The following is a 25,283-nucleotide window of genomic DNA, read 5'->3' on the forward strand; positions in this document are numbered from 1 at the left end:
ATTGCACGATCTGCGAAGACATAGGTTTACATCAAGCAGTACAAGAAATGAAGTCAGATATTTTATTAAGGGAAAAACGGATACGAATCTCAGGCGCAAGAAAGTAAACCCGTATCCCGCTGAAAATCCGGAATGATCCGAGTAAAATGTGCTTACCGGTAAAAAAGGAAGGCTGTTGGTAAAAAAAACAGTCTTTTTTAAAATGTTGCGTATATCTTTATAGAAGGGTCAAGGTGAAGATATGCAGAAGCAAATATTAGGATTAGCGTTAAAGTATCAGGGAGAATGGGAAAAGATCACACTGGGATTAAAGCAGGGAGAAAAGCCGCCTTGTCCGGCCATATCAGAAAAGTATGTCACCTGGGCGGATGCTCAATATCCAGCCTTGTTCCGACAGCTTCGCTATCCGCCCTGGATTCTGTTTTATCGCGGGAATCTGTCCCTGGCAGATTTGCCGGCCACGGGCATTGTCGGTTCGCGTAAGGCCTGCCGGTATGGTTTGACGATGACGGAACGCTGCTGCGCGGCACTGAAGGACGAGGTGATCGTCAGCGGTTTGGCGTTGGGCATCGATGGGGCGGCGCATCGGGCAGCGCTGCGAATGTGCCGGGGAACAATCGGCATTGCCGGATGTGGATTGGATCGGCCATATCCGGCGTATAATCGGGATTTGTATGAGGAACTGCCTAAGGCTAATTTACTGCTTAGCGAATATCCGCCGCATACACCGCCGCAAAAACATCATTTTCCCTGGCGCAATCGGCTGATCGCGGCTTTGAGCGATCGCATCGTTGTCATGCAGGCGGGCTTTCACAGCGGGACAATGCTGACAGTCAGTGAAGCGCTGGAGCTGAATCGGGAAGTTTGGTGTCTGCCCTATCCCGCAATGAATAAAGAAGGGGAAGGCTGCAATCTGCTGATCAGCCAGGGGGCAGAGATTCTATTGGAGCCCGCTCAGCTCACAAGAGGTCCTGGACAATGGACTCAAGCCTGTAAAAACCGTGTTAAATCGATGAAATTTTGAAAAGTTATTTGTAATTTCTGCAAAGTTATGGCAATATAGGTTATTGGAACTGAGAAGGACTCAGTAGTAAGGAGGATGACGATGAAAAACTTAGTCATTGTCGAGTCGCCGTCAAAATCAAAAACAATCGAAAAATACTTGGGAAAGGATTACGAAGTAGTTTCCTCCAAGGGACATATCCGCGATCTGGCCATCAAAGGAAAGGATGGTCTGGGCGTCGACATCAACGACAACTTCAAAGCGACCTATACGATCAGCGATGATAAAAAAGAGACCGTCAAAGAATTGAAAGCCAAGGCGAAAAAGGCCGATCAAGTTTATCTGGCAACCGACCCCGACCGCGAAGGGGAGGCGATTTCCTGGCACTTGGCCAGCGAATTAAAGCTGGACGTCGATCAGGATAACCGTGTGGTTTTTAATGAAATTACCAAGGATGCGGTGCTTCAGGCCTTTGATCATCCGCGCAAGATTGATATGGACCTTGTTCATTCCCAGGAAACCCGCCGGATTTTGGACCGGATCATCGGGTTTAAGCTGTCCAAGCTGCTCAAATCGAAAATTCGCAGCAAGTCCGCCGGCCGTGTGCAGTCGGTGGCTTTAAAGCTGATCGTGGAGCGGGAAAAGGAAATCAAGGCGTTTGTGCCGGTAGAATATTGGACGCTGGATGCCAAGTTCAAAGAGGACGGCAAGGAATTCAGCGCCGCCCTGGCGAAGATCAACGGGAAGAAGGCTGAAATTCACAATCAGGAGGAAGCCGATCAGGCGCTGGCAGCCTGCCAGGGCGAGATGACGGTTTCCGCGTTAAAGAAACAAGTCCGCAAAAAGGAAGCCAAGCCGCCGTTAATCACCTCAACTCTGCAGCAGGAAGCATCAACCAAGCTGGGTTTTTCCGCGAAGAAAACGATGCAGGTGGCGCAGAGGCTGTATGAGGGCGTAGAACTGGAAGATCACAGCGAAGGTCTGATCACGTATATGCGTACCGATTCCACCCGTCTGAGCAATGTCTTTATCGAAGCTGCCCAGGGCTATATTACAGAGCGTTTCGGCAAGGAATACTGGGGCAAATACAAGATCAAGAATGATGAAAATTCCCAAGACGCCCACGAGGCGATCCGTCCGACGAGTTTGGACAATGAGCCGGAACAGGTCAAGAAGTATCTAAGTCCGGATCAATACAAATTGTACAAGCTGATCTATGCCCGCGCCGTGGCCTCGCTGATGGCCCCAAGCAAGTCCAATACCGTCAGCGTTGTCCTGTCAATCAACGGTTATGATTTCAATGCCAGCGGCACGCAGTTAGCCTTTGAGGGTTATTTAAAAATGGTTTCCGATTATGAATCGAGCAAGGATGTGCTGCTTCCGGACTTAAACGAAGGTCAGAAGTGCACACCGGTTTCCCTCAACGGCAATCAGCATTTTACTGAACCGCCGCTGCGCTATTCCGAAGCTCGGCTGATCAAGGAAATGGAAGAACAGGGAATCGGTCGTCCGTCAACCTATTCGATGATCATTGACACGATTCAGCAGCGCGGCTACGTCGAACTGAAAAAGGCCAGTGAAACAAGCAAGACCAAGGTTTTCTTCCCGACCGAACAGGGGGAGCTGACCTCGCAGAAGCTGGAAGAATTTTTCAATGACATCATCAACGTCCGCTATACAGCGAACATGGAAACCGAGCTGGATGAAATTGCCGAGGGCGATCGGGATCATGTTCAGTCGCTGAAAGAATTTTATGATAAATTTGAGCCGTTAGTCGACAACGCTTATCAGAACATGGAAAAAATGGAACCGGAAAAGATCGGCGAAGCTTGTCCGGAATGCGGTGGGGAACTGGTGATCCGTCAGGGACGGTTCGGCAAGTTCATCAGCTGTCTGAACTATCCGCAATGCAAATACACGCGTAAAATTGAAGCACCGGAAAAAGAGAAGCCGGAACCGACGGGCAAGCTTTGCCCGGAATGCGGCGGCGAGCTGCTTAAGCGGAAAAGCCGCTACGGCAATTACTTCTTAGGCTGTTCCAATTTCCCGAAATGCCGCCACATTGAAAATATTGAAGGGGAAAAGAAGCCGACCTTCCGCCGGAAAGGAAAGAAAAAAGATGCCGAATAGAGTGACGGTCGTGGGTGCAGGCTTAGCCGGCAGCGAAGCGGCTTGGCAGCTGGCGCAGCGCCATATCCCAGTGACGCTCATTGAGATGCGGCCAGGAAAAATGACCCCAGCTCACAAAACCGGCAGCTTTGCCGAACTGGTCTGTTCCAATTCGCTGCGTTCGGATGCCCTGACCAATGCGGTCGGGATTCTGAAAGAAGAAATGCGGCGCCTGGATTCGCTGATCATGAAGGTTGCCGACGAGTTTAAAGTTCCGGCAGGCAGCGCCCTGGCAGTGGATCGTGAGGCGTTTTCGCAGGCGGTTACCGAAAGACTCAGCGCCCATCCGATGGTGGAGGTTGTGCATCGTGAGGTGACGGAGATCCCTGAGGGACCCTGCATCATCGCCAGCGGGCCGCTGACCAGCGACGCGCTGAGTCAACAGATCCAGGCTTTTCTGGATCAGGAATCGTTCTACTTTTACGATGCGGCCGCGCCGATCATCGAAAAAGACAGCATTGATTTCACCAAGGCTTATTTCAAGTCGCGTTATGATAAGGGCGAGGCCGATTACATCAACTGTCCGATGGACAAGGCTCAGTTTGAAGCTTTTTATGAGGCGCTGATCCATGCGGAAAGCGCGCCGATTCACGAACATGAAAAGGAAATTTACTTTGAGGGCTGCATGCCGTTTGAAGAAATGGCACGGCGCGGGGAGAAAACGCTGTTGTTTGGGCCGATGAAGCCGGTAGGACTGGAACGTCCCGATGGCAGCCGGCCTTATGCCGTCGTGCAGCTGCGTCAGGATAATGCCGCCGCCAGTATGTACAATGTCGTCGGTTTTCAGACGCATTTGAAATGGCCGGAACAAAAACGCATCCTGCAGATGATTCCGGGGCTGGAAAACTGCGTGATCTTACGCTATGGGGTCATGCACCGCAACAGCTATATCAATTCCCCAACCTGTCTGCGTCCGACATATCAGACACGAGGACGCGAGGATTTATTTTTCGCTGGGCAGATGACGGGGGTGGAAGGCTATATCGAATCCGCAGCCAGCGGCTTAAACGCTGGAATTCAATGTGCCCGGCTGGTTCTGGGACTGGATCTGATACCGTTTCCGCAAACCTGTATGATCGGGGCGATGGCGCATTATATTACCCATGCCGATCCGAAGCATTTTCAGCCGATGAATGCGAATTTCGGCATCATGCCGTTAGTTCAGAAAGTAAAAAAGAGTGAACGCAAGGAAGCCTATGGCGTCCAGGCGCTGAAGGAGCTGGAACAGTTTTGCCGCACACTGACATGGGACACGAAGTAACCCCGCAGCAAAAGGCAGCGGCTCAGCTGAGGATCAGGGTGGATGAATTCATCGAATTCATCGTTGCCCGCCGCAGCGGCTCGGCTGCCACGGCCGATGGCTACCGTCGGGATCTGGAACGCTTCGCCGCTTTTCTGGCGGAAAAGGAAATCGCGGATTTCGGCCAGGTCGATAAAGCGCTGATGTTTGACTATGTTTCGCTTTTGCGCAGCGGTAAGATTACCCGCGGCAAAATCAGCGACAGTTCTTTTTCAAGGATGTTGTCAACGCTGCGGTCATTCTACCATTATCTTAACCGCTATCAGGGGCTGCGGGTCAACCCGACGCGGGGGCTGCATTCACCCAAGCTGAACCGCACGATTCCGGAGTTTCTGACGTTTGATCAGATGATGACGCTGTTTGATTCCTTTGACTGCGAAGATCCGGCGGCGCTGCGCAACCGCGCGATTCTGGAAACGATGTACGCCTGCGGTCTTCGGGTCAGTGAAGTTTGTTCCTTAACCCTGAATGAGCTGGATCTTGATGAGCGGATTCTGACCGTCAGCGGCAAGGGCGGCAAGCAGCGGATCGTTCCCTTTTATAAACGGCTGCGGACACTGTTAATCCGATATCTAAAGGAGTCGCGGGCGCTGTATCTGAAAGAAGAGCATGGGGTGGTGTTTGTTTCCCAGCGCGGTGCGCCGATCACCCCGCGTGCCGTACAGATGATCCTAGCCCAAGCGGGGCAGGATGCCGGACTGAATCAGCCGCTGCATCCGCATATGCTGCGGCACTCGTTTGCGACGCATCTGCTCGACAACGGCGTGGATCTGAGGACGGTGCAGGAGCTTTTGGGACACAGCTCGCTCTCGACGACGCAGATTTATACGCATATCACCGTCGATCGGCTCAAGAAATCGGTCGACGATGCCCATCCGCATTCCCATGAGCGTTCAAAAAATCAAATAAATGCCTGAATCAGGCTTCAATAAGGCACTTTTGGGATTGCAACCGGAAGTGCCTTATGGTATATTAATACATGGCATCCGCTTCAGGTGGGTGCACAACACACATCATGGATTCACGGCTCCGTGCTTGAGCGATCAAGTGACCGTGTTGGAAGTGATGGAGGATATAACGGAAAGCGAGGAAATTAAAAATGTCAGTTGTATCTATGCGTAAAATGCTCGAAAGCGGCGTTCATTTCGGACACCAGACCCGTCGTTGGGATCCGAAGATGAAACCGTATATCTACACAGCGAAAAACGGTGTTTACATCATCGATTTAGCCAAGACACAGCAGAAGCTGGATGAAGCTTATGAAGCGATGAAGGCGATTGCTGAAAAGGGCGGCAAGGTTCTGTTTGTCGGCACCAAGAAGCAGGCTCAGAGCGTTGTTCTGGATGAAGCTCTGCGTTCTGGTTCTTTCTATGTTAACCAGCGTTGGCTGGGCGGCATTCTGACGAACTACCGCACAATTCAGAAGCGCATCAAGCGGCTTTTGGAAATTGAAGAAATGGAAGCTTCCGGATCGATCAATGTTTATCCGAAGAAGGAAGTCGCTCAGATCCGCAAGGAAGCAGCCCGTCTGGAAAACTTCTTAGGCGGCATCAAAGAAATGAAGAAACTGCCGGATGCAATCTTCGTTGTCGATCCGAAGGAAGAACACAACGCGGTTGCTGAAGCGAAGAAGCTGAACATTCCGGTCTTTGCGATGGTTGACACCAACTGCAACCCGGAAGAAGTTGATTACCCGATTCCTTCCAATGATGATGCAATTCGTTCGGTAAAACTGATCATCGGCGTATTGGCGGATGCGATCGTTGAAACCAAGGGCGGTCTGTTAAGCTATGCTTACCAGGAAGATCAGGAAGCGGAAGACATCACGATGAAGGAAGTCATCATCAACGTTGAACAGCAGGCGGAAGAAAACGAACGCCGCCGTCGTCAGAGAAACGAAGAACGCCGTCCGCGCAACAACCGCTATGGCGATAACAAGCGTTTCACACCGCGCCGCGAAAATGCTGAAGCTGCCAAGGCTGCTGAAGCTGCACCAGCTGCTGAAGCAAAACCGGCAGAAGCTGCAAAGGAGGCAAAATAGTCATGGCAATTACCGCTGCATTAGTAAAAGAACTGCGTGAAAGAACAAGCGCAGGCATGATGGACTGCAAAAAGGCCCTGACCGAATGCGACGGCGACATGGAAAAGGCCATTACCTGGCTGCGTGAAAAGGGCATCGCCAAAGCGGCGAAAAAGGCTGGCCGGATCGCGGCTGAAGGTCTGACCCGGGTCGTAGCCGAAGGCAACCGGGCTTGCTTGATTGAAGTCAACTCGGAAACCGATTTCGTCGCCAAGAACGAACAGTTCTTAGACCTGATCAATACGACAGCAGAGATGATCCTCAAAGCTGCGCCGAAGACGCTGGAAGAAGCTCTGGCTTTGGATGTCAAGGGTGCAACGCTGGAAAGCAAGTTCATCGATGCCACAGCGACAATCGGTGAAAAGATTACGCTGCGCCGCTTCGAAATCATGGAAAAGACAGACAACGACATTTTTGGAACATATATGCACATGGGCGGCAAGATCAGCGCCTGCGTCGTTTTAAAGAACAGCGATGACGCGGCGGTTGCCAAAGACATGGCGATGCAGGTGGCTTCGATGAGCCCAAGCTATGTTTCCCGCAACCACATGCCGGCGGAAGTTGTTGAAAAGGAAAGAGTCGTTCAGATGGAAATCATGAAGAATGACGAATCCCTGGCCAACAAGCCGGAAAAAGTGCTGCAGGGCATCGTTGAAGGCCGTCTGAGCAAGTCTTTGCAGGAAATGTGCCTGGTTGACCAGCCGTTCTTCAAAGATCCGAACCAGAAGGTTTCTCAGGTTCTTAAGGCTGCGAATACAGAAGTTGAAAGCTTCATTCGCTACGCTGTCGGCGAAGGTCTGGAAAAACGCGAAGAAAACTTTGCGGAAGAAGTCGCCAAGCAGATCGGCAAATAAGCACACCCTAAAGCGATTGAGTGATCAGTCGCTTTTTTTTGTTCTTATAAAACAATGGCTCTTTCAAAAATAGTGTTGGCAAAAGACGCCTTTTTTTGGAAAATTCAGGTGAAATTCTCATGTTGTTCACCCAGACTTCGTTTTAAATGGGTATACTATCTTCATCAAAAACGAGGTGAATTATGAAACATCATTCTTTTCCAGCACTGATCAGCCTGTATCTGATTCTGAGCGGATGCAGTACAGCCCCGACCTCAACACCTTCCACTTCCCCCGTCCAGACCGCTGAAGAAGCCGTGTCCATAACACTTAGCGATCAAGAAATTCTGGTAGATGGACAGGCGATCACCGGCACCGGTGCGGTCACGTTGTCCCATGACATCGTCTATTATGAAGCGGATCAGGGAACAGCGTATGGCGAAGGCAGCCCTGCGGATGAACATCCTGCCGAGGAAGCGGCGGCGCATTCGGTGATCACAATCCGCGAGCCGGGAACCTATCGGATCAGCGGTACACTCAGTCAAGGACAGATCGCGGTTGATCTGGGTGAAGATGCCGACAACGATCCCGCTGCTGTGGTTACCTTGATTCTGGATCAGGCGGAGATAACCTGCACGGTCGCCCCGGCGATCATTGTCTATCATGCTTATGAGTGTGCGGACGAACAGGCCCAAAGCGAGGTGAATACCCAGGTGGCAGGGTTTAACCTGATCGTTGCCGACAACACTGAAAACTACGTGAAGGGTGCCTATGTTACGAAAATATACCAAGAAGGCACAACGAAGAAGCTGCATAAATACGACGGTGCGATTGAGTCCAAAGTCTCGATGAACCTTGACGGTGAAACGGAAGGCAATGGAATCCTGAACGTTGAGGCCAGCAATGAAGGCATTGAAACGGCGATGCATATGACAATTAACGGCGGAAACTGGTTCATTCATTCCGCGGATGATAGTCTTAATGCCAATGAAGACGGCATTTCCGTCATCACGATCAATGACGGAACGGTGCGCTGCGATGCCGGAGCTGGTGAGGAAGGCGACGGGATTGACTCCAATGGCTGGATCGTCATCAACGGCGGTATGGTTCTTGCCTCGGCCAATCCAACAAGCATGGACAGCGGGCTGGATTCCGACAACGGGATTGTGATTCACGGCGGCACTGTGCTGGCAACGGGCAATATGTTTGATGAAATCGACGAGGCTTCAACGCAGAATGTCGCGGTCTTCAGCTTTGCTCAAACTCTGACGGCAGCGGACTGGCTGGTGTTGGCAGACAACGATGGACAGCCGGCTGTCGGTCTGAATGCACAGAATACTTATACAATTTTAATCTATTCCTCACCGCAGCTTGACGCTCAGGAGTATACGCTGGCGCAGACTTCAAGCGTGAAGGGAGAGGATCTCGGCGGACTTGTCACTTCTGTGCAGTCAACCGATGAACTCCATGCGCTTGGCTATTCGCAGACAACCCTGGGCATGGGAATGCGTCCGCAGGGCGGAGCGTTTGGTAAAGAAGAAAATTCGCAAACAGGTACGGCTGAAGATGGCCGTCCACAGGGAGAACGTCCGCAGCCTGATGAACAAGCGGAGCGTGATCATCAACCTCCGGCCGATCTGAAAAAGCCGGAGGAAGGTGATCGGCCGATACAGGATAGACAGGATCAGGGTGCCTTCAATGAAGAACCTGGGGAAGTGAATTCGGTTTTCTCCCTCCAGTCCGGTATCTCAATGTTCTCCGGAATCCGGCGGCTGGAAGAAGCTGAGTGATCAAAGGCGGCGTCAGCCGTCTTTTCCACATTTAAAGCAAAGTCCGGATGAAATGGAAGGCAGCGGAGGCGACAAATTAAAAAGATTGTCAACAAATTCAGCATTGTCCTTTTCAATCCGTTGGAAATCGCCTACAATAAAAGAAAGTGAGAAACTTTGCGGGATGAAAAAGGTCGGAAAGCTGATCGGTACGACATACACTTTTATGCGGGTGTCAGATTCTTTAAATTTGATGAACTTGGTGTCAGACCCTAGGAAAACATGGGCGAATATGATAAAATAACGTCTGAAAAAGAAGCAGTCACAGAATTCGTTTCTGATGAAAAAGGAGAGATAACTATGTACAAGCGCATCCTGCTCAAACTCAGCGGAGAAGCTCTGTCCGGACAAGGAACCAATTTTGACCCTGAAATTCTGAAATCACTGGCCAGCCAGATCAAGGAAATTCAGGATCTGGGCGTCGAAATTGCGATTGTGGTCGGCGGCGGCAACTTCATCCGCGGCAAAATGGCGGAAAAAATGGGAATTGAGCGTGTTCAGGCCGATTATATGGGCATGCTTGCCACAGTCATCAATGCATTGGCAATTCAAAGCTCGCTGGAACAGATCAATGTTCCGACCCGTGTTCAGACGGCGATTGAAATGAATAAGGTCGCGGAGCCGTTCATTGCCCGCCGCGCGATCCGGCATCTGGAAAAAGGCCGGGTTGTGATCTTTGGCGCCGGCACCGGAAGCCCGTTCTTCTCAACGGATACGACGGCGGCATTAAGAGCTTCGGAGATCAAAGCGGACGTCATTCTGATGGCCAAAAACGGCGTCGACGGCGTCTATTCCGCAGATCCTAAATTAGATCCAAACGCGGTAAAATATGACCGGTTAACGTATATGGATCTGATCCAAAAAGGCCTGGCAGTCATGGATACGACCGCAACATCGATGTGTATGGATAATCACATCGACCTGATCGTCTTCAATATGAATCAGGAAGGCAATATCAAGCGCGCCGTGATGGGCGAAAGCATTGGAACAATCGTAGAATAAACAGGAGGAACCTTACGATGATGAAAGAAATACTGGATAACAGCCGCTCTAAAATGCAGAAAGCGATCGACACCTTCAGCGAACATCTGGAAACCATCCGCACAGGACGGGCCAATGCCGGCATGCTTGCCGGAGTGGAAGCCGATTATTACGGCTGTCCGACGCCGATTAACCAGATCAGCTCGATTACGGTTGTCGAAGGCCGTCAGCTGGTCGTTAAGCCGTATGATTCCAGTTCGCTGAAAGCGATTGAGCATGCGATCAATAAGTCCGATCTGGGTCTGAATCCGCAGAATGACGGTTCTGTCATCCGCATCAATGTTCCGGCTTTAACGGAGGAAACTCGGAAAGAATTATGCAAGAAGGTTTCCAAGCTGTCGGAAGAAGCGAAGATTGCGGTCCGTAATCTGCGTCGGGATGCAAACGAGGCTGCGAAAAAAGACGAAACGCTGACCGAAGATGCAGAAAAAGAATGCCTTGAAAAAATTCAGAAGCTGACGGATGAAATGATTAAGAAGGTCGAAGCCGTCGCTGCTGAAAAAGAAAAAGAAATCATGACAGTGTAACGGCAAAGCTCACCTTGAAGTGAGCTTCTTTGATAAGGAGCGACGGTATGGAAGAAAAAATTAGACATGTAGCGATTATTATGGACGGCAACGGACGTTGGGCGAAAAAACAGGGCAAGGTCCGCACCGCCGGTCATTACCAGGGCGTTGAGAATGTGCGCAATATCGCGATTGCGGCGAATGATCTGGGCGTAGAAGTGCTGACGGTGTTCGCTTTTTCGACGGAGAACTGGAAACGTCCGGAGGAAGAAGTCAGTTATCTGATGAAGCTGCCGTCGGTCTTCTTTAAACGCTTTTTAAAGGAACTGATGGAAAAGAACATCCGGATCACGATGATCGGGGAAATGGATCAGATTCCTAAAGATACGGCAAAAGTGCTTCAGGCTGCGATTGATGATACGCGGGAAAATACCGGTATGATCCTGAACTTTGCGATGAATTACGGCGGCCGCCGGGAAATTGTATTGGCGGCACAGGCCTATGCCAAGGATGTGCGGGAGGGCAAAGCCAGCGATTCGATCAGCGATGCGGAGTTTGGAAACTACTTGATGGGTGCACAATTTCCGCCGCTGGATCTTTTGATCCGCACCAGCGGAGAGTATCGGATTTCCAACTTTATGCTTTGGGAAATTGCGTATGCAGAAATGATCTTTGTGGAGGAAGCCTGGCCGGATTTCACACCGGAGCTACTGAAGCAGTGTCTGGATCAGTTTAAACAGCGGGACAGGCGGTTTGGAGGCGTCAAGTGAAACAGCGTATCCTGACCGCCACGCTGATCATCGCGGTGGTATTGCCGCCGTTGATTTTAGGCGGAACGCTGATCGATCTGTTGATGTTGTTCTGCCTGGTCACCGGAGCGTATGAAATTACGCATTGTCTGAAAACGCCGCGTAAGAATTTACTCATGATCGCCATGATTGGCGTGATGATCGCTTTGGCTTTGATCAGTCCGCAGTTCTTGGGGGCTGGCCTGGCGCTGACGATGGTGGTGCTGTTTGCCGCGGCGATTGCCGATCCCAAGCTGGATTTAAACGACATTACGCTGGTTTTTGCGATGCTGACGATCTTTACGATGGCGGTTCGCTCGATTATTTCGATTTATGCTCAGAATTCATGGCTGATGATGTATGTGATTTTAGCCACCTATCTGACAGATACTGGTGCATATTTCAGCGGTTATTTCTTTGGCAAGCATAAACTGATCGAACGTATTTCCCCGAAGAAAACGGTGGAAGGCGCCATCGGCGGATGGCTGTGCGGGATGCTGGGCGCGTTTGTCTTTGCGCTGACCATGCTGCCGGAGCTGTCGATGGGCCTTGCGCTGTTTGGCGCAGCGACGATGGCGATTGTCGGACAGCTGGGGGATCTGGCGTTCAGTCTGATTAAACGAAATGTCGGTATCAAAGATTTCGGATCTTTTCTGCCGGGACATGGTGGGATTTTGGACCGGATCGACAGTCTGTTATTTAATTTGTTGTATTTTACGCTGATTTTAGCGATGGTGGTGTAATATGAAACGTTGTTGTGTAATGGGCGTAACCGGTTCGATCGGGGTGCAGACCGTGGACGTCTGTACGGCGCATCCGGAGGCTTTTCAAATCACTTCAATCAGTGCCGGACGCAATCTGGCACAGCTGCGAAAACTAATTGTACAGCTGCCGCACTTAAAAGCGGTCTGTGTTCAGGAGGAAGCGGATTGTCTGACGCTGACCCGCGAATTTCCAAATCTGGAATGGGTTTGGGGCGAGGCGGGACTGCTTCGTTTAAGCGAGCGGGAGGACTACGATGTGCTGGTCAACGCTTTAGTCGGATTTGTCGGCTTAAAGCCAACGCTCAAAGCGATTGAAGCAGGACATGACATCGCGCTGGCCAATAAGGAAACGTTAGTAGTCGCCGGAGCTTTCGTCAATGCGGCCTGCCGTCAGCATCAGGTAGCACTGCTGCCGATTGACAGCGAACATTCCGCGATCTTCCAATGCCTGCAGGGAAACCGCAGGGATCAGCTTCAGCGTTTGATCATCACCGCGTCCGGCGGCAGCTTCCGGGATTTAACCCGTGAACAGTTAAAGGGTGTGACGGTGAAGCAGGCCTTAGCGCATCCAAACTGGTCGATGGGAGCCAAGATTACGATTGACAGCGCGACGATGATGAACAAGGGGTTTGAAGTTATCGAAGCGCATTGGCTGTTTGATGTGGATTTTGATCACATTGACGTGCTGATTCATAAGGAAAGCGTGATCCATTCGCTGGTTGAATATCAGGATCATGCGGTGATCGCCCAGCTGGGAACAGCGGACATGCGGCTGCCGATTCAGTATGCATTAAGCTATCCTGACCGTCTGCCGTTAATCAACAGCCAGCCGCTGGATCTGGCTGCGATCGGAACACTGCATTTTGCCCCAGCCGATTTTACTCGCTATCCCTTGCTTGGGTTAGCTTATGAAGCAGGAAGAAAACAAGGAACGATGCCGGCGGTCATGAATGCCGCCAACGAGGAAGCCAACGCTGCATTCCGTGAGGGGAAAATTTCATTTTTAGACATTGAGGAGCTGGTGATCGACGCCTGCCGAACTCTCGCTTTCACGGATTCACCATCCCTGGATGCGATTTTCGAGGCAGATCATCAGGCCCGTGAGTTTGTGAAATCACATCTGAAAGGAGCCTAAGCAATGGCAATTTTGTATTTTATCATCCTGCTGTCCGTGATCATCATCGTCCATGAATGCGGCCATCTGATCGCTGCCAAGTGTTTCCATGTTTACTGCGGTGAATTTTCTATTGGGATGGGACCGAAGCTGTGGTCCTATAAAGGCAAGGAAACGACATTCACGCTGCGGGCTTTGCCAATCGGCGGCTACGTTGCGATGGCGGGCGAGGAAGGCAGCGAATTTGAAGGCGTGCCGCGTGAGCGGACGATCAAAGGCGTATCGCATTGGAAGCAGATCATCATCATGCTTGCCGGAGTGATCATGAACTTCGTGCTGGCCTGGTTGATCTTCGCTTCAATCATTTTGATCAACGGCAGCTACAACATTGCTCCCAAAGCGGTTGTCGGCGGCGTGGTCGCCGGTTCACCGGCGGAGGCCGCAGGTTTTGCGGAAGGCGATGTAATTACGAAAGTGGTCTTCGCTGACGGTACGGTCGTCAAGCCATCCAACTTTTATGAGATTTTGACGTATTCGATGGACAATACCGATCCGGTAACCTATACGTTAAAGCGCGGCGGGGAAACATTGGAAAAAACGGTAGCTCCAGTGTATGACGAGCAGGAGCAATCGTGGCTGGTCGGTATCAAAATCCCCCCGGCAACGCAGGTCAAAACCACACTGCTCAACAGCGGTTACTATGGCGCTCAGTATATGGGGCAGACCGTCAAGGAACTCATCACAGCTCTGACCCGTCTGGTCAAGGGCATCGGATTTGAGGATCTGTCCGGTCCGGTCGGCATTTATCAGGTTACGGAGCAGCAGGCCAGTCTGGGGCTGCAGAACTATATTTTATTGATCGCGCTGTTATCGCTGAATGTCGGCGTGTTCAATCTGCTTCCGCTGCCGATTTTGGACGGCGGGCGAATTCTGCTGGTGATCGTGGAAATGATTATCGGCAAGCCGCTCAACCAAAAGCTGGAGGCTGGAATTACAGCGGTCGGCGTAGCCCTAGTTCTGCTTTTAATGGTGTATGTGACCTGGCAGGATTTAATGCGGTTGTTTATTTAGCTCCATCTCCTCAAAGGCGAGGAAGACATAGAACAAATAGGAGGAATCAGCATGAGTATTTTAGTCACAGGCGGTACCGGTTTTATCGGCAGCCACACAACAGTGGAACTGATCAACGCGGGTTATGATGTTGTCATTATTGACAACCTGGTCAATTCCTGCAAAGGCGTAGTGGATCGCATTGAAAAGATCACCGGAAAACGTCCGCGCTTCTACGAAAATGATTTGCTGGACAAAGCGGCGGTGAAAAAGGTTTTTGAAGAAAATGAGATCGAAGCGGTCATTCACTTTGCCGGATTGAAAGCGGTCGGGGAATCGGTAACGATCCCTTTGACCTATTATCACAACAACTTAACCGGCACGCTGATTCTGTGTGAGGTCATGAAGGAACACAACTGCAAGAAGATCGTGTTCTCTTCCAGCGCCACAGTCTACGGTGATCCGCATAAGGTACCGATCACAGAGGATTTCCCGTTATCGACAACGAATCCTTACGGTTCAACAAAGCTGATGATCGAACGGATTTTAAGCGATGTCTTCGTTTCCGATACGGACTGGAGCATCATGCTGCTGCGCTACTTCAATCCTATCGGCGCGCATAAGAGCGGGCTGTTGGGAGAAACGCCAAACGGCATTCCGAACAACCTTGTGCCGTACATCGCTCAGGTTGCCACCGGCAAGCGCGAATTTTTGCGGGTTTGGGGCAATGACTACAATACGGTCGATGGTACCGGCGTGCGCGACTACATCCACGTCGTCGATCTGGCGTTAGGGCACATCAAGGCTGTTGAATATGTCCTGAAAAACAAAGGAGTGGAAGCCGTCAATCTGGGAACCGGTCACGGCTATTCTGTGCTGCAGGTCAAGGATGCCTTTGCCAAAGCCAGCGGTAAGGAAATTCCATATAAGATCATGCCGCGCCGGCCAGGGGATATCGCTACCTGCTATGCGGATACAGTCAAAGCTAAAAAGCTGCTGGGCTGGAGTGCCCAGTACGGCATTGATGAAATGTGCCAGGATTCCTGGTATTTCCAGCAGCAGAATCCGGACGGGATTACTGAATAACCAACTAAACGAGGAAAGCAGTCGTGAATAGGCTGCTTTTTTTGTTAACTGGGAAAGTACTCTAAAGAGCCGAGAAGAGAAAAAGTGCCAAAAAGGCACAATAAAAACCAGCAAGTAAGGATTAGAAATATTAAGATGTTAGAAAGGGTACCTATGTAAATTAATTCAATTTTTACGATATAAAGTATCACGATGACATTTGGAACATTGGAAACAAGGAGGATCACTTTCTCCAATCTCTTTTAAAAAGTCAGCTTCTTCACCATATACAAAATCTGGGATATTTTCCTCATGTCCACAATGGATGCATTTCATCGTGATATAGCTTTCGCGAGCTACATCGAGATCATTTAAAAAATCAAATTCATTTTCATCATTATAAGTCTTCATCTTGTGAAGCGAGAGAGAGGAGGAAGGAACAGATCTGCAGGAATACTCTCCTGGCAAGAAACAGAGAGGGGCTCTGAAGGTTTAGACTTTCAGAGTGATGCTTGCATCACTTTCTTGTTGGTAAAGTTCTATGCAAAGGCAGAGTCCTTGTCTCTAAATGAAAACAATCTTACTGGATATACTTTTTTATAGCTGATGAAAGGCAAAATAGATTAAGAGGAACGTCGCAAAGGAAGGACAAGTTCATCGAAAGGTTAAAAAAATTGAACTTTCTGTTGATGGAGAATGCAATGTGAAAATGTTATCATGACTTTGGAGGGAAGGAAAATGAAAAAAATAACAACCAGTCTTTTAGCTTTATTGATGATTCTGTCCGTCACGGCCTGTTCTTCAGTCCAAGAAGAAACCTTTGAGGGCTCAGCACAGGGGTACGGCGGAACGGTAACCGCCAAAGTCACATTCAAAGCCGACAAGATGACATCCGTGGCAGTGGTAGCACCTGATGAAACTGAAGGTGTAGGATCTCGGGCAGTAGAGGAACTGCCGGAGAAAATTGTCGCAGCCAACAGTGCCGACGTCGATGTCTGCGCTGGAGCAACAATGACGTCCAAAGCCATTTTATCTGCGGTGAAGCAGGCCATCGGCAAGAAAAATGGAGAAACTGAGAGCACAACGGCGATGACAGAGGGTACCTACAGTGCTGTCGTCGCCGGTCATAATGGTGAAATGACTGTGGAAACAACCGTGGATTCAACTTCGATCCTGGAGGTAAAAATCATCAGTCATACGGAAACCTATGGGATCGGATATGGTTCCGTAATGACACCGGTTGAGGTGCTGCCGCAGCGAATCGTTGAACATCAAACACTGAACGTGGATAATGTCTCGGCAGCGACCGTAACATCATCCGCGATCAAGGCGGGGGTCCGCGACTGTCTGACCCAGGCCGGAGCGAGTGAAACCGCGATGAGTGAAGCGGCGCCGAAGGCAAATCCGACAGAGGCGGAATATACAGTGGATATCGCAGTCATCGGCGGCGGAGCTGCCGGATTAACCGCGGCGAATACGGCCTTGGATGAAGGCAAAACCGTATTGTTGGTCGAAAAGATGGGAATTACCGGCGGTTCGACAGTTCAAAGCGGCGGGAATATCTTTGCCGCGGGAACCTCAGCACAGAAGGCCAACGGCATTGAAGACAGCGCGGAGGATCTCAATCAGTTTTTAATGAGCTATGATGAAGATCAGCTGCTGAATGCGGAAATGATTCGGGACTATGCTGAGCATATTGCGGAAGATTTAGATTATCTGGCTGATCAAGGCGTCCAGGTCACTTATGTGACAACTGCACAGCCGACATTGACGCCTAATCGGCTGCATTTGACCAGCCCGAAAAACGAAATCGCTTCCGGGATCGGCGGCGGGATTACCGTGCCGTTAACGAAATCCATGCTGGAAAAGGGCGGCACGCTGCTTTTGGAAACCCGTGCTGAGGCGCTTTTAACCGATGAACAGGGCCAGGTCATCGGCGTTCAGGCTGTCAATCAGAGCGGAGAAACCGTGACAATTTATGCGCATTCCGTGATTCTGACAACTGGCGGCTATGGTTCCAACCCGGAAATGACAGCGCGCTTTGCATCGTTTAATCCGATCTTCAATTCCGCTGCGAGCAGTACCGGTGATGGATTGACGATGGCGGGTGAAGTCGGCGCTCAGATCTTTGATTCCAACGGTCTGCAGCTGCAATATGTCGATTTCAATACCGGTGAAACTGGCAGCACAGCTTCCGGCCTAGTTGTGGATATGCAGGGGAAGCGGCTGGCTAACGAACACAGTTATCAATCGGTTTCTGCCGAAGCTTTTAAGCGTGAAAACAGTGCGGTGAATTATTATATTACAGCGACTAAGGACGGCGTATGCGCTGAACCTTATCCAACGGTTCAATACGGTGTCACTCTGGAAAATGCCGTTAAAGCGTCAAGTTTAGAAGAACTCGCTACACTGATCAAAGTGGATCCGGCAGTTTTGAAAGCTACCGTTGAGCGGTATAACGATTTATGTGCCAAGGGACCGGATGAAGACTTCGCAAAGCCTGCGGACTGGATGATTCCTGTAGAAGGTGATACGTATTATGCTTTTGCCCGCTATCCAGTTGCGGCAGCGACTTTCGGCGGCCTAGTGATCGACGCTCAGGGTCGTGTTCTGAATCAGGATAACAAACCGATTTCTGGTTTGTATGCAGCTGGAGAAGTTGCTTTAACCGGTGTTTTTGCCAATGTTTATCCAAGCTGCGGTCTGGCGATCGGCAATTCCATTCACATGGCTAGAAATGCAGCTGTCACAGCCTGCGGGGAATAACGATAAACGGTGCTTTAAACGAGCGCCGTTTTCATTTACAATAGACTTATGAATATTAACGAGTTGAAATATTTTATTAAAGTGGCCGAAGCAAAAAGCTTATCCAAGGCGGCCAATGAATTGTTTATTTCCTATCAGGGACTTTCAAAGTCATTAAAAAATTTGGAAACCGAGCTGGGCTGCCCGCTGTTCGAAAAAAATCGTTTTGCGGCAAAACTGACAGAATATGGAGAGGAACTTTACCGGAGCGCAAAACTGATCGTCGGTGAGTGGGAAAACCTGCAGCTTTCGCTCGGTCAAATTCAGCGCCGCAAAAATAAGCTGTTTCATATCGGCATCGCGATGGGCGTGGATATTCCGTTTCCGGACTTTCATCGCAGGCTGGATCAATTTCTGACTAACCATGGCGATGTCATCATGATCGACGCCTGGGATTCCTATTGTGAAGAAAAGCTGGAAAGCGGTGAGCTGGACATTGCGGTGACCTTCGGTCCGGTTGATGAACAGCGCTTTGATTCCACAAGGCTGCTTCAGGGATCTCTGGCAGCGATCGTGGATGACCATCATCCGCTGGCTGAACGTGATACATTATCCATTGCGGATTTGCAAGGCCAAAAAATCATTACGGTCAACCGCTATTTCCGCAATTATGACATTCTTATGCAGGCCTGTCTGGCACAGGGTTTTAAACCGGATATCGTATTGAATACTGTGAATTTAACCGCGACCCTGATCGCCTGTCAGGATAAGAATACAATCGGTATTTCCAACAATCTCTCCTATTTCAAAAAAACAGTTGTCGGCTATCGGATTATCCCTGTTGCCGGACCGAATACCACCTGTCAGATCAATCTGCTGATCCATTCCAAGCAGAGAAAGAATAAGGAAATTCTGCGGTTAAAGCAGGAATTGATGCGGTGTCTTTTTGTGGATTCGGAGTCTTTGGCGAAAGAGCTTCGATGAAGATCAAAAGACACGATCCCCAAGAATATGAAAATGAGAAGGTCAGAAAGCAGAAAAAGGCTTCCTAAATAATTTACTATAGTAAACCTTGTTGGCTTCCGCGGACTGTGATACAATGAAGCCGGTGTTTAAAGGAGGAGTTTTATGCCCCGCTATGATCAATTATTTCAGGAAATTGTCCATACTCTAAAAGAAGATTACGCCGGCTTTGTGATGTGTCAGGATCATCATGATCCGCGGCCTTACGTCCATACGATAGGCACGGCGTTTATGCAGAAGACACTGAATGAGGATTTATTTTTCCGACAGGTCAATCAATATCTGGCAGAGACGACAGACCGCAATCTGCGCTTTCAGCGCCGTCCAGATTCTGATTATCAACCCTTTACTAATGGCTTTTTCACCCGTCGGACAGGCGCAGTGCTGACGATCAGCGAGGTCAGGGAAGAAGACCGGTTGCAGCCAAAGGATGAAATTGTTGCGATTAACGGTCAGCCGCTGAGCTTTTATACCGAAACGCTGAATAAGAAAATCTTTTACGCGGAAGAAAAGGAACGTCAGCTCTGGACCGGCTTTTTAAAGATGGCGGATCGGATATCAGTGCGGCGAAACGGCCAGATTCATGAATTGACATTGCGGCGATTTCCAAAAAGGGAAATCGTGAAAACGAATACATTTGCGATAGAAGAAGGCTGTGCGGTATTGCGGATTGAACGGATTGACGAAACCCTGGAAGCTTTGGTGACTGCGCATCAGGCTGCTCTGGCAGAGGCTCAGAAGGTGATTCTGGATTTACGACACTGCGAGGAAGGTTGGGAATCTTCGATGCTGTGTCTGCTGCCATATATCCTTGATCATCCGATGTCGATTGCGGAAGTGATGGAGGGTCAGGGACTTCTGACCCATTATACTGAGAAGAACTGCCGTCGGCGCATCGAACAGCTGGAAGCGATGAAATCAGATCCGCAGCTGGAACCGATGATCAGCGAAATGATTGAAGAACTCGAAGCCAAAGCCGGTCTGGGCTGGATTCTGGAAACAGAGGCGGATTGGGGAGTGGATGAGGAAGAATTGATCCATCCCGTTAATGCAGAGCGTAAAACGGTTGTAATTCTTGATTTTCTGACTGCCGGTGCTGCGGAAGAACTGGCAGAGCTGGCTTCTCAATCCGCCCGCTGTACGCTTGTTGGCAGGATGAGCAGCGGACGATATCAGACCTGCAATCTGATTTCAGTTGTGTTTGATGATCAGTTTCAGTTGGACTATCCGATCAGCCGCCGCAAGGCCTGGAACAAGGATCAGCCACGGGGAGTTCGCTGCGACATCGAGCTGGCCTGGACACCGCAGGAATGGGATGAAGATCTTTTGATGGAAGCCGCGAAAACAGTTTAATTCCTGATTGGACAGTTTTATAAGATAATTAAAAAGCCGAAGGCAAAGCAGAGAACGCTGAGCCTGCGGCTTTTTCTTATAAAAAAACGGCGGACAAGCAAACTTATCCGTCGTAAGTCATTATTCTTCGCTGATGAACTGACCTGCCAGCCGGCCATGCGTTACCGCCATGCCGATGGAATTGCCTGCGCAAGGCGTAGAATAGCCTAATCCATAGCGTCCGCCCAGGCAGTTGCCGGCCGCGTAAAGACCTTTGATCTTCTTTCCGCTCATGTCCAGCACATTCTGTCGTTTATCAGTAACCAATCCGGACATCGTCACCATCATCGGCGTCGGTTTGTCATTCTTTGCGCTCTTGACAGCGTAGAATGGGGCTTCATCCACTGGAATCATGCAGGAAGCATCTTTACCAAAATCGGTGTCTTTTCCGGCATAGCACAGCCGGTTGTAAGCTTCAATCGAAGCCAGGAAGGCTTCTTTTGCTTCACCGCTGTAACCCAGATACTCCGCCAGTTCTTCCAAAGAATCAGCTTTGATGACCGTGGATTCCATCCGTTCCGCAACGGTGCAGCCGCGAACAGTGCCACCTTCCGGTCCGCTGATTAAAGCATCCATATCGTTGATCAGATCAATATAATACTGCGGCCGTCCGGCATTCGGCCCGCCATGTTCCAGGCCGGAAGCACAAACGGATTTGAGCCACTTCTTGTCGGTGACCAAACACAGCGTCCCTTCCGGCTGACGGGCACAGGCCGTCTGCGCAGCGGAGAGATTGCCCTCATTGGTGAAACGTTCACCTTCGCTGTTAAGCCACAGCATCGCATTGCAGCCCCAAGGTCCGCTCGGTCCGCCGCCTAAAAGCATACTTCCGCGCGGCGCCGGTTCAATCATTCCGCCGGCCCAGCAGCCCATTTTGACGGCTTCGCCCTTGCGACCGCCCATGAAGGAGAAGAAGTCCGGCTGTTCGCCGCCCGCCCGTTCAAAGCGTTCCATATATTCGTTGAGCAGCGCCCAGCACATGTCGGCATTGCCTGCGTAATCTCCGCCGCACAGAATGACACCTTTGGTGGTGTTGTACTTGATGTAGCGGCCATCGCTGGCTTTGCCGGCCAGCCCAATGATCTCTTTACTTTCATTTTGCAGCAGCACCACGGCTTCGGTACCATAGTACCACTGCGCTCCCAGCTGTACAGCTTTGTCGATGCAGGCCTGATTGATCAGCGGCAGAACGGAGTTGGCCGCAACGCCCTGAATTGGCTGGTCATTGTACTGTCCCATAAACTGCGCGGTCGCCGCCCATGTCTTGGTGCCCGGAGTCATCGGGTAGTCATACCGCAGGCAATCGTACAGATCCTGTCCTGCCTGAATTTTGGCATAATCCATATTGGCCTGCATGATCAGCCAACCATCCGGCGTATTATCATAGGTGTAGGCTTTTGGATCGACACCCATTTCTTTAGCGACCTCCAGCATATGATCCAGCGTCGGTCCTGAATTGTGAACATACGATTTGACAATGGCCGGGAAGCAGCGTCCGCCGGAGCGGGTGACAAATTCATTGACGACTTCGCCCAGATCATAGGTGCCAAAACCAATTTCCTGCTGGAGCTTGGAGTTGAACGCTCCAATATCTTCGCCATACCAGGTGAACATATCTTCTTCCATCCGTTCCAGCACAGCGACTTTCATTCCGGACTCCGCAGCGGCCAAGGCAGCCTGTACGCCGGCATGTCCGCCGCCGACCACCACGACATCGACATTGATTTCTTCAGCGTAATCGGTAATGACCGGAGCTTCGCCTAACCAGTCGCCGGGTCCAGAATAACCGGTGATTCGTCCGGCTGGGGCAGAAGCGGTTGGAGCATCAGGTGTGGCAGAGGGAGTCGTGGATTCGCTGCTGCATCCGGCCAAAAGCCCTGCAGCCGCAACACCAAAGGCACTGGCAGCAGCACCTTTGATAAAATCACGACGTGAGATTCCTTTTTTGTAACTCATAAGTTCTCCTTTCCTAAAAGTTTATTTAGATAAAATATTTACCTTGGTAAAATAAAATATCTGTGAACATCTTATCACATTAGTTTACGATAGTAAATTAGTAAGTGAGAAATGTTGACGAAAGAGACGACAAAATTTGACATTCGTTGATGATTGCATGATAATTAATTCGGTGATGATATTATGACGATGAATAAAAATGCCGACAGATCATTAATTCTCGATTCCATGCCGGTTAAGCAAGCGCTGATCCGTCTGGCGGTTCCTTCCATTCTGGCCTCCATGGTCACAACCATCTATAATATTGCCGATACGTTTTTCATCGGGCAGCTGCACAACACTGCGATGATCGCAGCGACTACCGTAGCGATGCCGGTCATGATGCTGACGCATGCTTTTGGTGAATCGGTAGGCGTCAGTGCCGGCAGCTATATCTCACGGCAGTTAGGCGCGGGACATCATGAACAGGTCAGCCGGATTGTACAGACAACGATGACGCTGGTGGTTTTGATTTCAATCGTTCTGCCGATTCTGTTCATCGTTTTTCTGGGGCCGTTATTGGGGATGTTCGGAGCGGAAGGCGATGTGACGATGTATGCGGCACAGTATGTGACGATCCTTCTGGTCTTCGCGTTCTCCCAGATTGTCAAACTGACGATTGTCCATCTGTTGCGGGCCGAAGGGGATGTAAATTTCCCGATGGCGGCAATTTTTACCGGCGTTGCTGCAAATTTGATTCTTGATCCGATTTTCATGTTTGACTGGGGTCTGAATCTGGGGATTGCCGGGGCAGCGTGGGCGACGGCGGCTGCGCAGTGCATTTCGTTAGCGATGCTGCTGTGGCGGTTAATGTTTAAAGCTGAGGCTGTGCGCTGGAATCCGCGGGTGTGGATGCTGGATAAAACGGCGGTGCAGGAAATAGTCAGTCTGGGTGTAGCGGTATTTGCCCGGCAGGCGCTGCCCAGCGTCACCTACAGCTGCCTGGCGATGCAGGCCAGTGTGTATGGTACGGATTTTTTGGCCGGCATTGGAATTGCCAAGAAGTGCCTGAATTTAGTCATGTTTGCGATCATCGGTTTTGCGCAGGGGTTCCAGCCGTTCGCGGCGTATAATTATGGAGCCGGAAATCGTTCAAGGCTGCGTCAGGCTTTAAAGAGTGCTTTGCTTTGGGTGACGGTGTACGGCTGTTTTGCGGCCGTTCTGTATATCGCGCTGGCGCCGCAGATCGTCCAGATTTTTTCGCGGGACGGCGCGGTCATTGAAATGGGACGGATGATGCTGTATGGTTATGCTGTCTCCATGCCGGTGGTGGGAGCGTATAATATAGCGGCGGTTCTGCTGCAGGCGCTGGGCGAGAAACGTTCAGCCTTCTTCCTGTCGATAGCCCGGCAGGGATTGTTCTACATCCCGATTATTTGGATTTTGCCGACAATTTTGGGTCAGCTGGGAATTTTTATGGCCCAGCCGGCTGCAGACTACCTGACGATCCTGACTGTGATCTTGTTATGCCGGCATTTATTTGCTGAATTGATGAAAGGTTAATATTGGTAAGGAAAAACAGGTTTTAACGCGCCCCGGTTTATGGTAGAATACCATTAGACTGGGGTAATGTTACTTATGAGAAAAATGAAGAATAAAACGACGATGCTGCTGGCCGGCGGCTTGGCTATCGTTTTGATACTCTTTGCCGCCGCAGCGATCTATTTCGGAATGATTGTAAAAGATCGCTCGGAATCGCAGCTGCCCAAAGAAACGGAAAAGCCGGTGCTGGCTGAACAGGGCGGACAGGAAAAGCCGCAGGAAACACAAGGTTTGGATGCCGTTGAAGTTGATCTGGTGAATGCGACCGTTTATCGCTTTGACGAACTGGACTTTCAGTTTGCGATCGCCAAAATCCGGGTTAAAGCCCAGGAACCAATCAATATTTCATTGGAGCATTTCACGACCGATGAAGGCATCAAGCTGAATGAAATTGACAGTTACTTAGATCAGCTGGATAAAAACGGACTCTATATCGGCAAGCAGAATGTCTGGTTCGAATTGGTTTCCAAGGAAGACAGTTATGTTGCCAATATCTTTGTGCCGATCCGGGACAAGACGGCGCAGAGTGCTGCCGTCAACATTGATTTTGGCAGCAATGATCCGCTCAAATTAAATCTGAAAGAAGCCAGCGGGACGCGCGAGATGCTGGGTTATGTCGCGGAAGATGTGATCACCGACGGCAAGACTTATCAGATGCAGGTAAATGTTGCTTTTCAGATTGCATCTGAGGAAGTATATCGACGAGTGAATGGAGAAATTATGTATGGTGGTATTCCATCTACGGCAGCTGTTTATGTCTTCAAAGTAGAAGCTGTTAGTCTTTGGGGAGATAAACTGGAAATAGAATCTGCTCGTTATGTGCTCGATAACGGAAATGAATTTGATGCGTTAGAGGCAGACTATGAATCTGAAAAGTATGAAAACATTATAGGTAAATCCATTCAGGAAAAAGATAACGGTGTTTTATTTATTGTTACTTATAACCCTGATAAAGAAGCGATATCCTATAGGGGTACATTGAAGCTTAAAATCAAAGGGCAAGAAAATTGGATTGATGTAAAGGTAAATTTGTAGGAGGAAGAA

General features: G+C 50.0%; 20 protein-coding genes. 19 read left to right on the top strand and 1 reads right to left on the bottom strand.

The genetic code is table 11. The features are described 5' to 3' along the window. The first annotated feature begins 241 nt into the window (after window positions 1–241). The 17 genes from dprA to BN162_RS00730 all read left to right on the top strand — a co-directional run bounded on the left by dprA (window position 242) and on the right by BN162_RS00730 (window position 20,663). Window positions 242–1,024, top strand: coding sequence for a DNA-processing protein DprA (gene dprA, locus BN162_RS00645; RefSeq protein ID WP_020223113.1), 783 nt, complete (start codon window positions 242–244; stop codon window positions 1,022–1,024). Window positions 1,025–1,105: 81 nt separating this feature from the next. Beyond that, the gene (gene topA, locus BN162_RS00650; RefSeq protein WP_020223114.1) at window positions 1,106–3,133 is read left to right on the top strand and encodes a type I DNA topoisomerase; all 2,028 of its coding nucleotides are present in this window, start codon (window positions 1,106–1,108) and stop codon (window positions 3,131–3,133) included. Beyond that, window positions 3,123–4,433 carry a methylenetetrahydrofolate--tRNA-(uracil(54)-C(5))-methyltransferase (FADH(2)-oxidizing) TrmFO gene (gene trmFO / locus BN162_RS00655; RefSeq protein ID WP_020223115.1) on the top strand — a complete coding sequence of 437 codons (1,311 nt, stop codon included), beginning with the start codon at window positions 3,123–3,125 and terminating at the stop codon, window positions 4,431–4,433. The genes topA and trmFO overlap by 11 nt, the downstream gene beginning before the upstream one ends. Continuing rightward, the gene (gene xerA, locus BN162_RS00660) at window positions 4,403–5,389 is read left to right on the top strand and encodes a site-specific tyrosine recombinase/integron integrase (RefSeq protein ID WP_241675836.1); all 987 of its coding nucleotides are present in this window, start codon (window positions 4,403–4,405) and stop codon (window positions 5,387–5,389) included. The genes trmFO and xerA overlap by 31 nt, the downstream gene beginning before the upstream one ends. A 182-nt stretch (window positions 5,390–5,571) precedes the next feature. Further along, window positions 5,572–6,513 (top strand): 30S ribosomal protein S2, encoded by a 942-nt coding sequence (gene rpsB / locus BN162_RS00665; protein ID WP_020223117.1) that lies wholly within the window; start codon window positions 5,572–5,574, stop codon window positions 6,511–6,513. A 2-nt stretch (window positions 6,514–6,515) separates the two neighbouring features. Then, a complete protein-coding gene (tsf, locus tag BN162_RS00670) occupies window positions 6,516–7,406 on the top strand; it encodes a translation elongation factor Ts (RefSeq protein WP_020223118.1) in 891 nt (296 codons plus the stop codon). A 182-nt stretch (window positions 7,407–7,588) separates the two neighbouring features. Further along, entirely contained in the window at window positions 7,589–9,175 is a 1,587-nt protein-coding gene (locus tag BN162_RS00675; RefSeq protein WP_020223119.1) for a carbohydrate-binding domain-containing protein, read from the top strand. A gap of 339 nt (window positions 9,176–9,514) precedes the next feature. Next, window positions 9,515–10,216, top strand: coding sequence for a UMP kinase (gene pyrH, locus BN162_RS00680; protein WP_020223120.1), 702 nt, complete (start codon window positions 9,515–9,517; stop codon window positions 10,214–10,216). Window positions 10,217–10,233: 17 nt separating this feature from the next. Beyond that, complete coding sequence (frr, locus tag BN162_RS00685) at window positions 10,234–10,782, top strand: ribosome recycling factor (RefSeq protein WP_020223121.1); 549 nt, start codon at window positions 10,234–10,236, stop codon at window positions 10,780–10,782. Window positions 10,783–10,829: 47 nt separating this feature from the next. Then, a complete protein-coding gene (locus BN162_RS00690; protein WP_020223122.1) occupies window positions 10,830–11,531 on the top strand; it encodes an isoprenyl transferase in 702 nt (233 codons plus the stop codon). Further along, window positions 11,528–12,292 (top strand): phosphatidate cytidylyltransferase, encoded by a 765-nt coding sequence (locus BN162_RS00695; RefSeq protein WP_020223123.1) that lies wholly within the window; start codon window positions 11,528–11,530, stop codon window positions 12,290–12,292. The genes BN162_RS00690 and BN162_RS00695 overlap by 4 nt, the downstream gene beginning before the upstream one ends. Before the next feature lies 1 nt (window position 12,293). Next, entirely contained in the window at window positions 12,294–13,448 is a 1,155-nt protein-coding gene (gene dxr / locus BN162_RS00700) for a 1-deoxy-D-xylulose-5-phosphate reductoisomerase (RefSeq protein ID WP_040451110.1), read from the top strand. A gap of 3 nt (window positions 13,449–13,451) precedes the next feature. Next, window positions 13,452–14,498 carry an RIP metalloprotease RseP gene (rseP, locus tag BN162_RS00705; RefSeq protein WP_020223125.1) on the top strand — a complete coding sequence of 349 codons (1,047 nt, stop codon included), beginning with the start codon at window positions 13,452–13,454 and terminating at the stop codon, window positions 14,496–14,498. 51 nt (window positions 14,499–14,549) lie between these two features. Then, window positions 14,550–15,563: a UDP-glucose 4-epimerase GalE gene (galE, locus tag BN162_RS00710; protein ID WP_020223126.1), complete on the top strand. Its 1,014-nt coding sequence runs from the start codon at window positions 14,550–14,552 to the stop codon at window positions 15,561–15,563. Between the two features lie 717 nt (window positions 15,564–16,280). Then, a complete protein-coding gene (locus BN162_RS00720) occupies window positions 16,281–18,308 on the top strand; it encodes an FAD-dependent oxidoreductase (RefSeq protein WP_020223128.1) in 2,028 nt (675 codons plus the stop codon). Window positions 18,309–18,371: 63 nt separating this feature from the next. After that, window positions 18,372–19,271: a LysR family transcriptional regulator gene (locus tag BN162_RS00725; RefSeq protein WP_020223129.1), complete on the top strand. Its 900-nt coding sequence runs from the start codon at window positions 18,372–18,374 to the stop codon at window positions 19,269–19,271. 144 nt (window positions 19,272–19,415) lie between these two features. Then, window positions 19,416–20,663: a S41 family peptidase gene (locus tag BN162_RS00730; RefSeq protein ID WP_020223130.1), complete on the top strand. Its 1,248-nt coding sequence runs from the start codon at window positions 19,416–19,418 to the stop codon at window positions 20,661–20,663. Between the two features lie 120 nt (window positions 20,664–20,783). Here BN162_RS00730 and BN162_RS00735 read toward each other — a convergent pair whose 3' ends face one another. Further along, window positions 20,784–22,658, bottom strand: a complete 1,875-nt coding sequence (locus BN162_RS00735) for an FAD-binding protein (protein ID WP_020223131.1) — start codon at window positions 22,656–22,658, stop codon at window positions 20,784–20,786. Between the two features lie 183 nt (window positions 22,659–22,841). On the opposite strand from BN162_RS00735, the gene BN162_RS00740 reads away from it, so the two are divergent. After that, the gene (locus BN162_RS00740) at window positions 22,842–24,200 is read left to right on the top strand and encodes an MATE family efflux transporter (protein WP_020223132.1); all 1,359 of its coding nucleotides are present in this window, start codon (window positions 22,842–22,844) and stop codon (window positions 24,198–24,200) included. A gap of 75 nt (window positions 24,201–24,275) precedes the next feature. After that, window positions 24,276–25,274: a hypothetical protein gene (locus BN162_RS00745; RefSeq protein WP_147612121.1), complete on the top strand. Its 999-nt coding sequence runs from the start codon at window positions 24,276–24,278 to the stop codon at window positions 25,272–25,274. The last annotated feature ends 9 nt before the right edge of the window (window positions 25,275–25,283 follow it).

It is taken from the genome of Holdemania massiliensis AP2, from assembly GCF_000327285.1.
Lineage (GTDB): Bacteria > Bacillota_I > Bacilli_A > Erysipelotrichales > Erysipelotrichaceae > Holdemania > Holdemania massiliensis.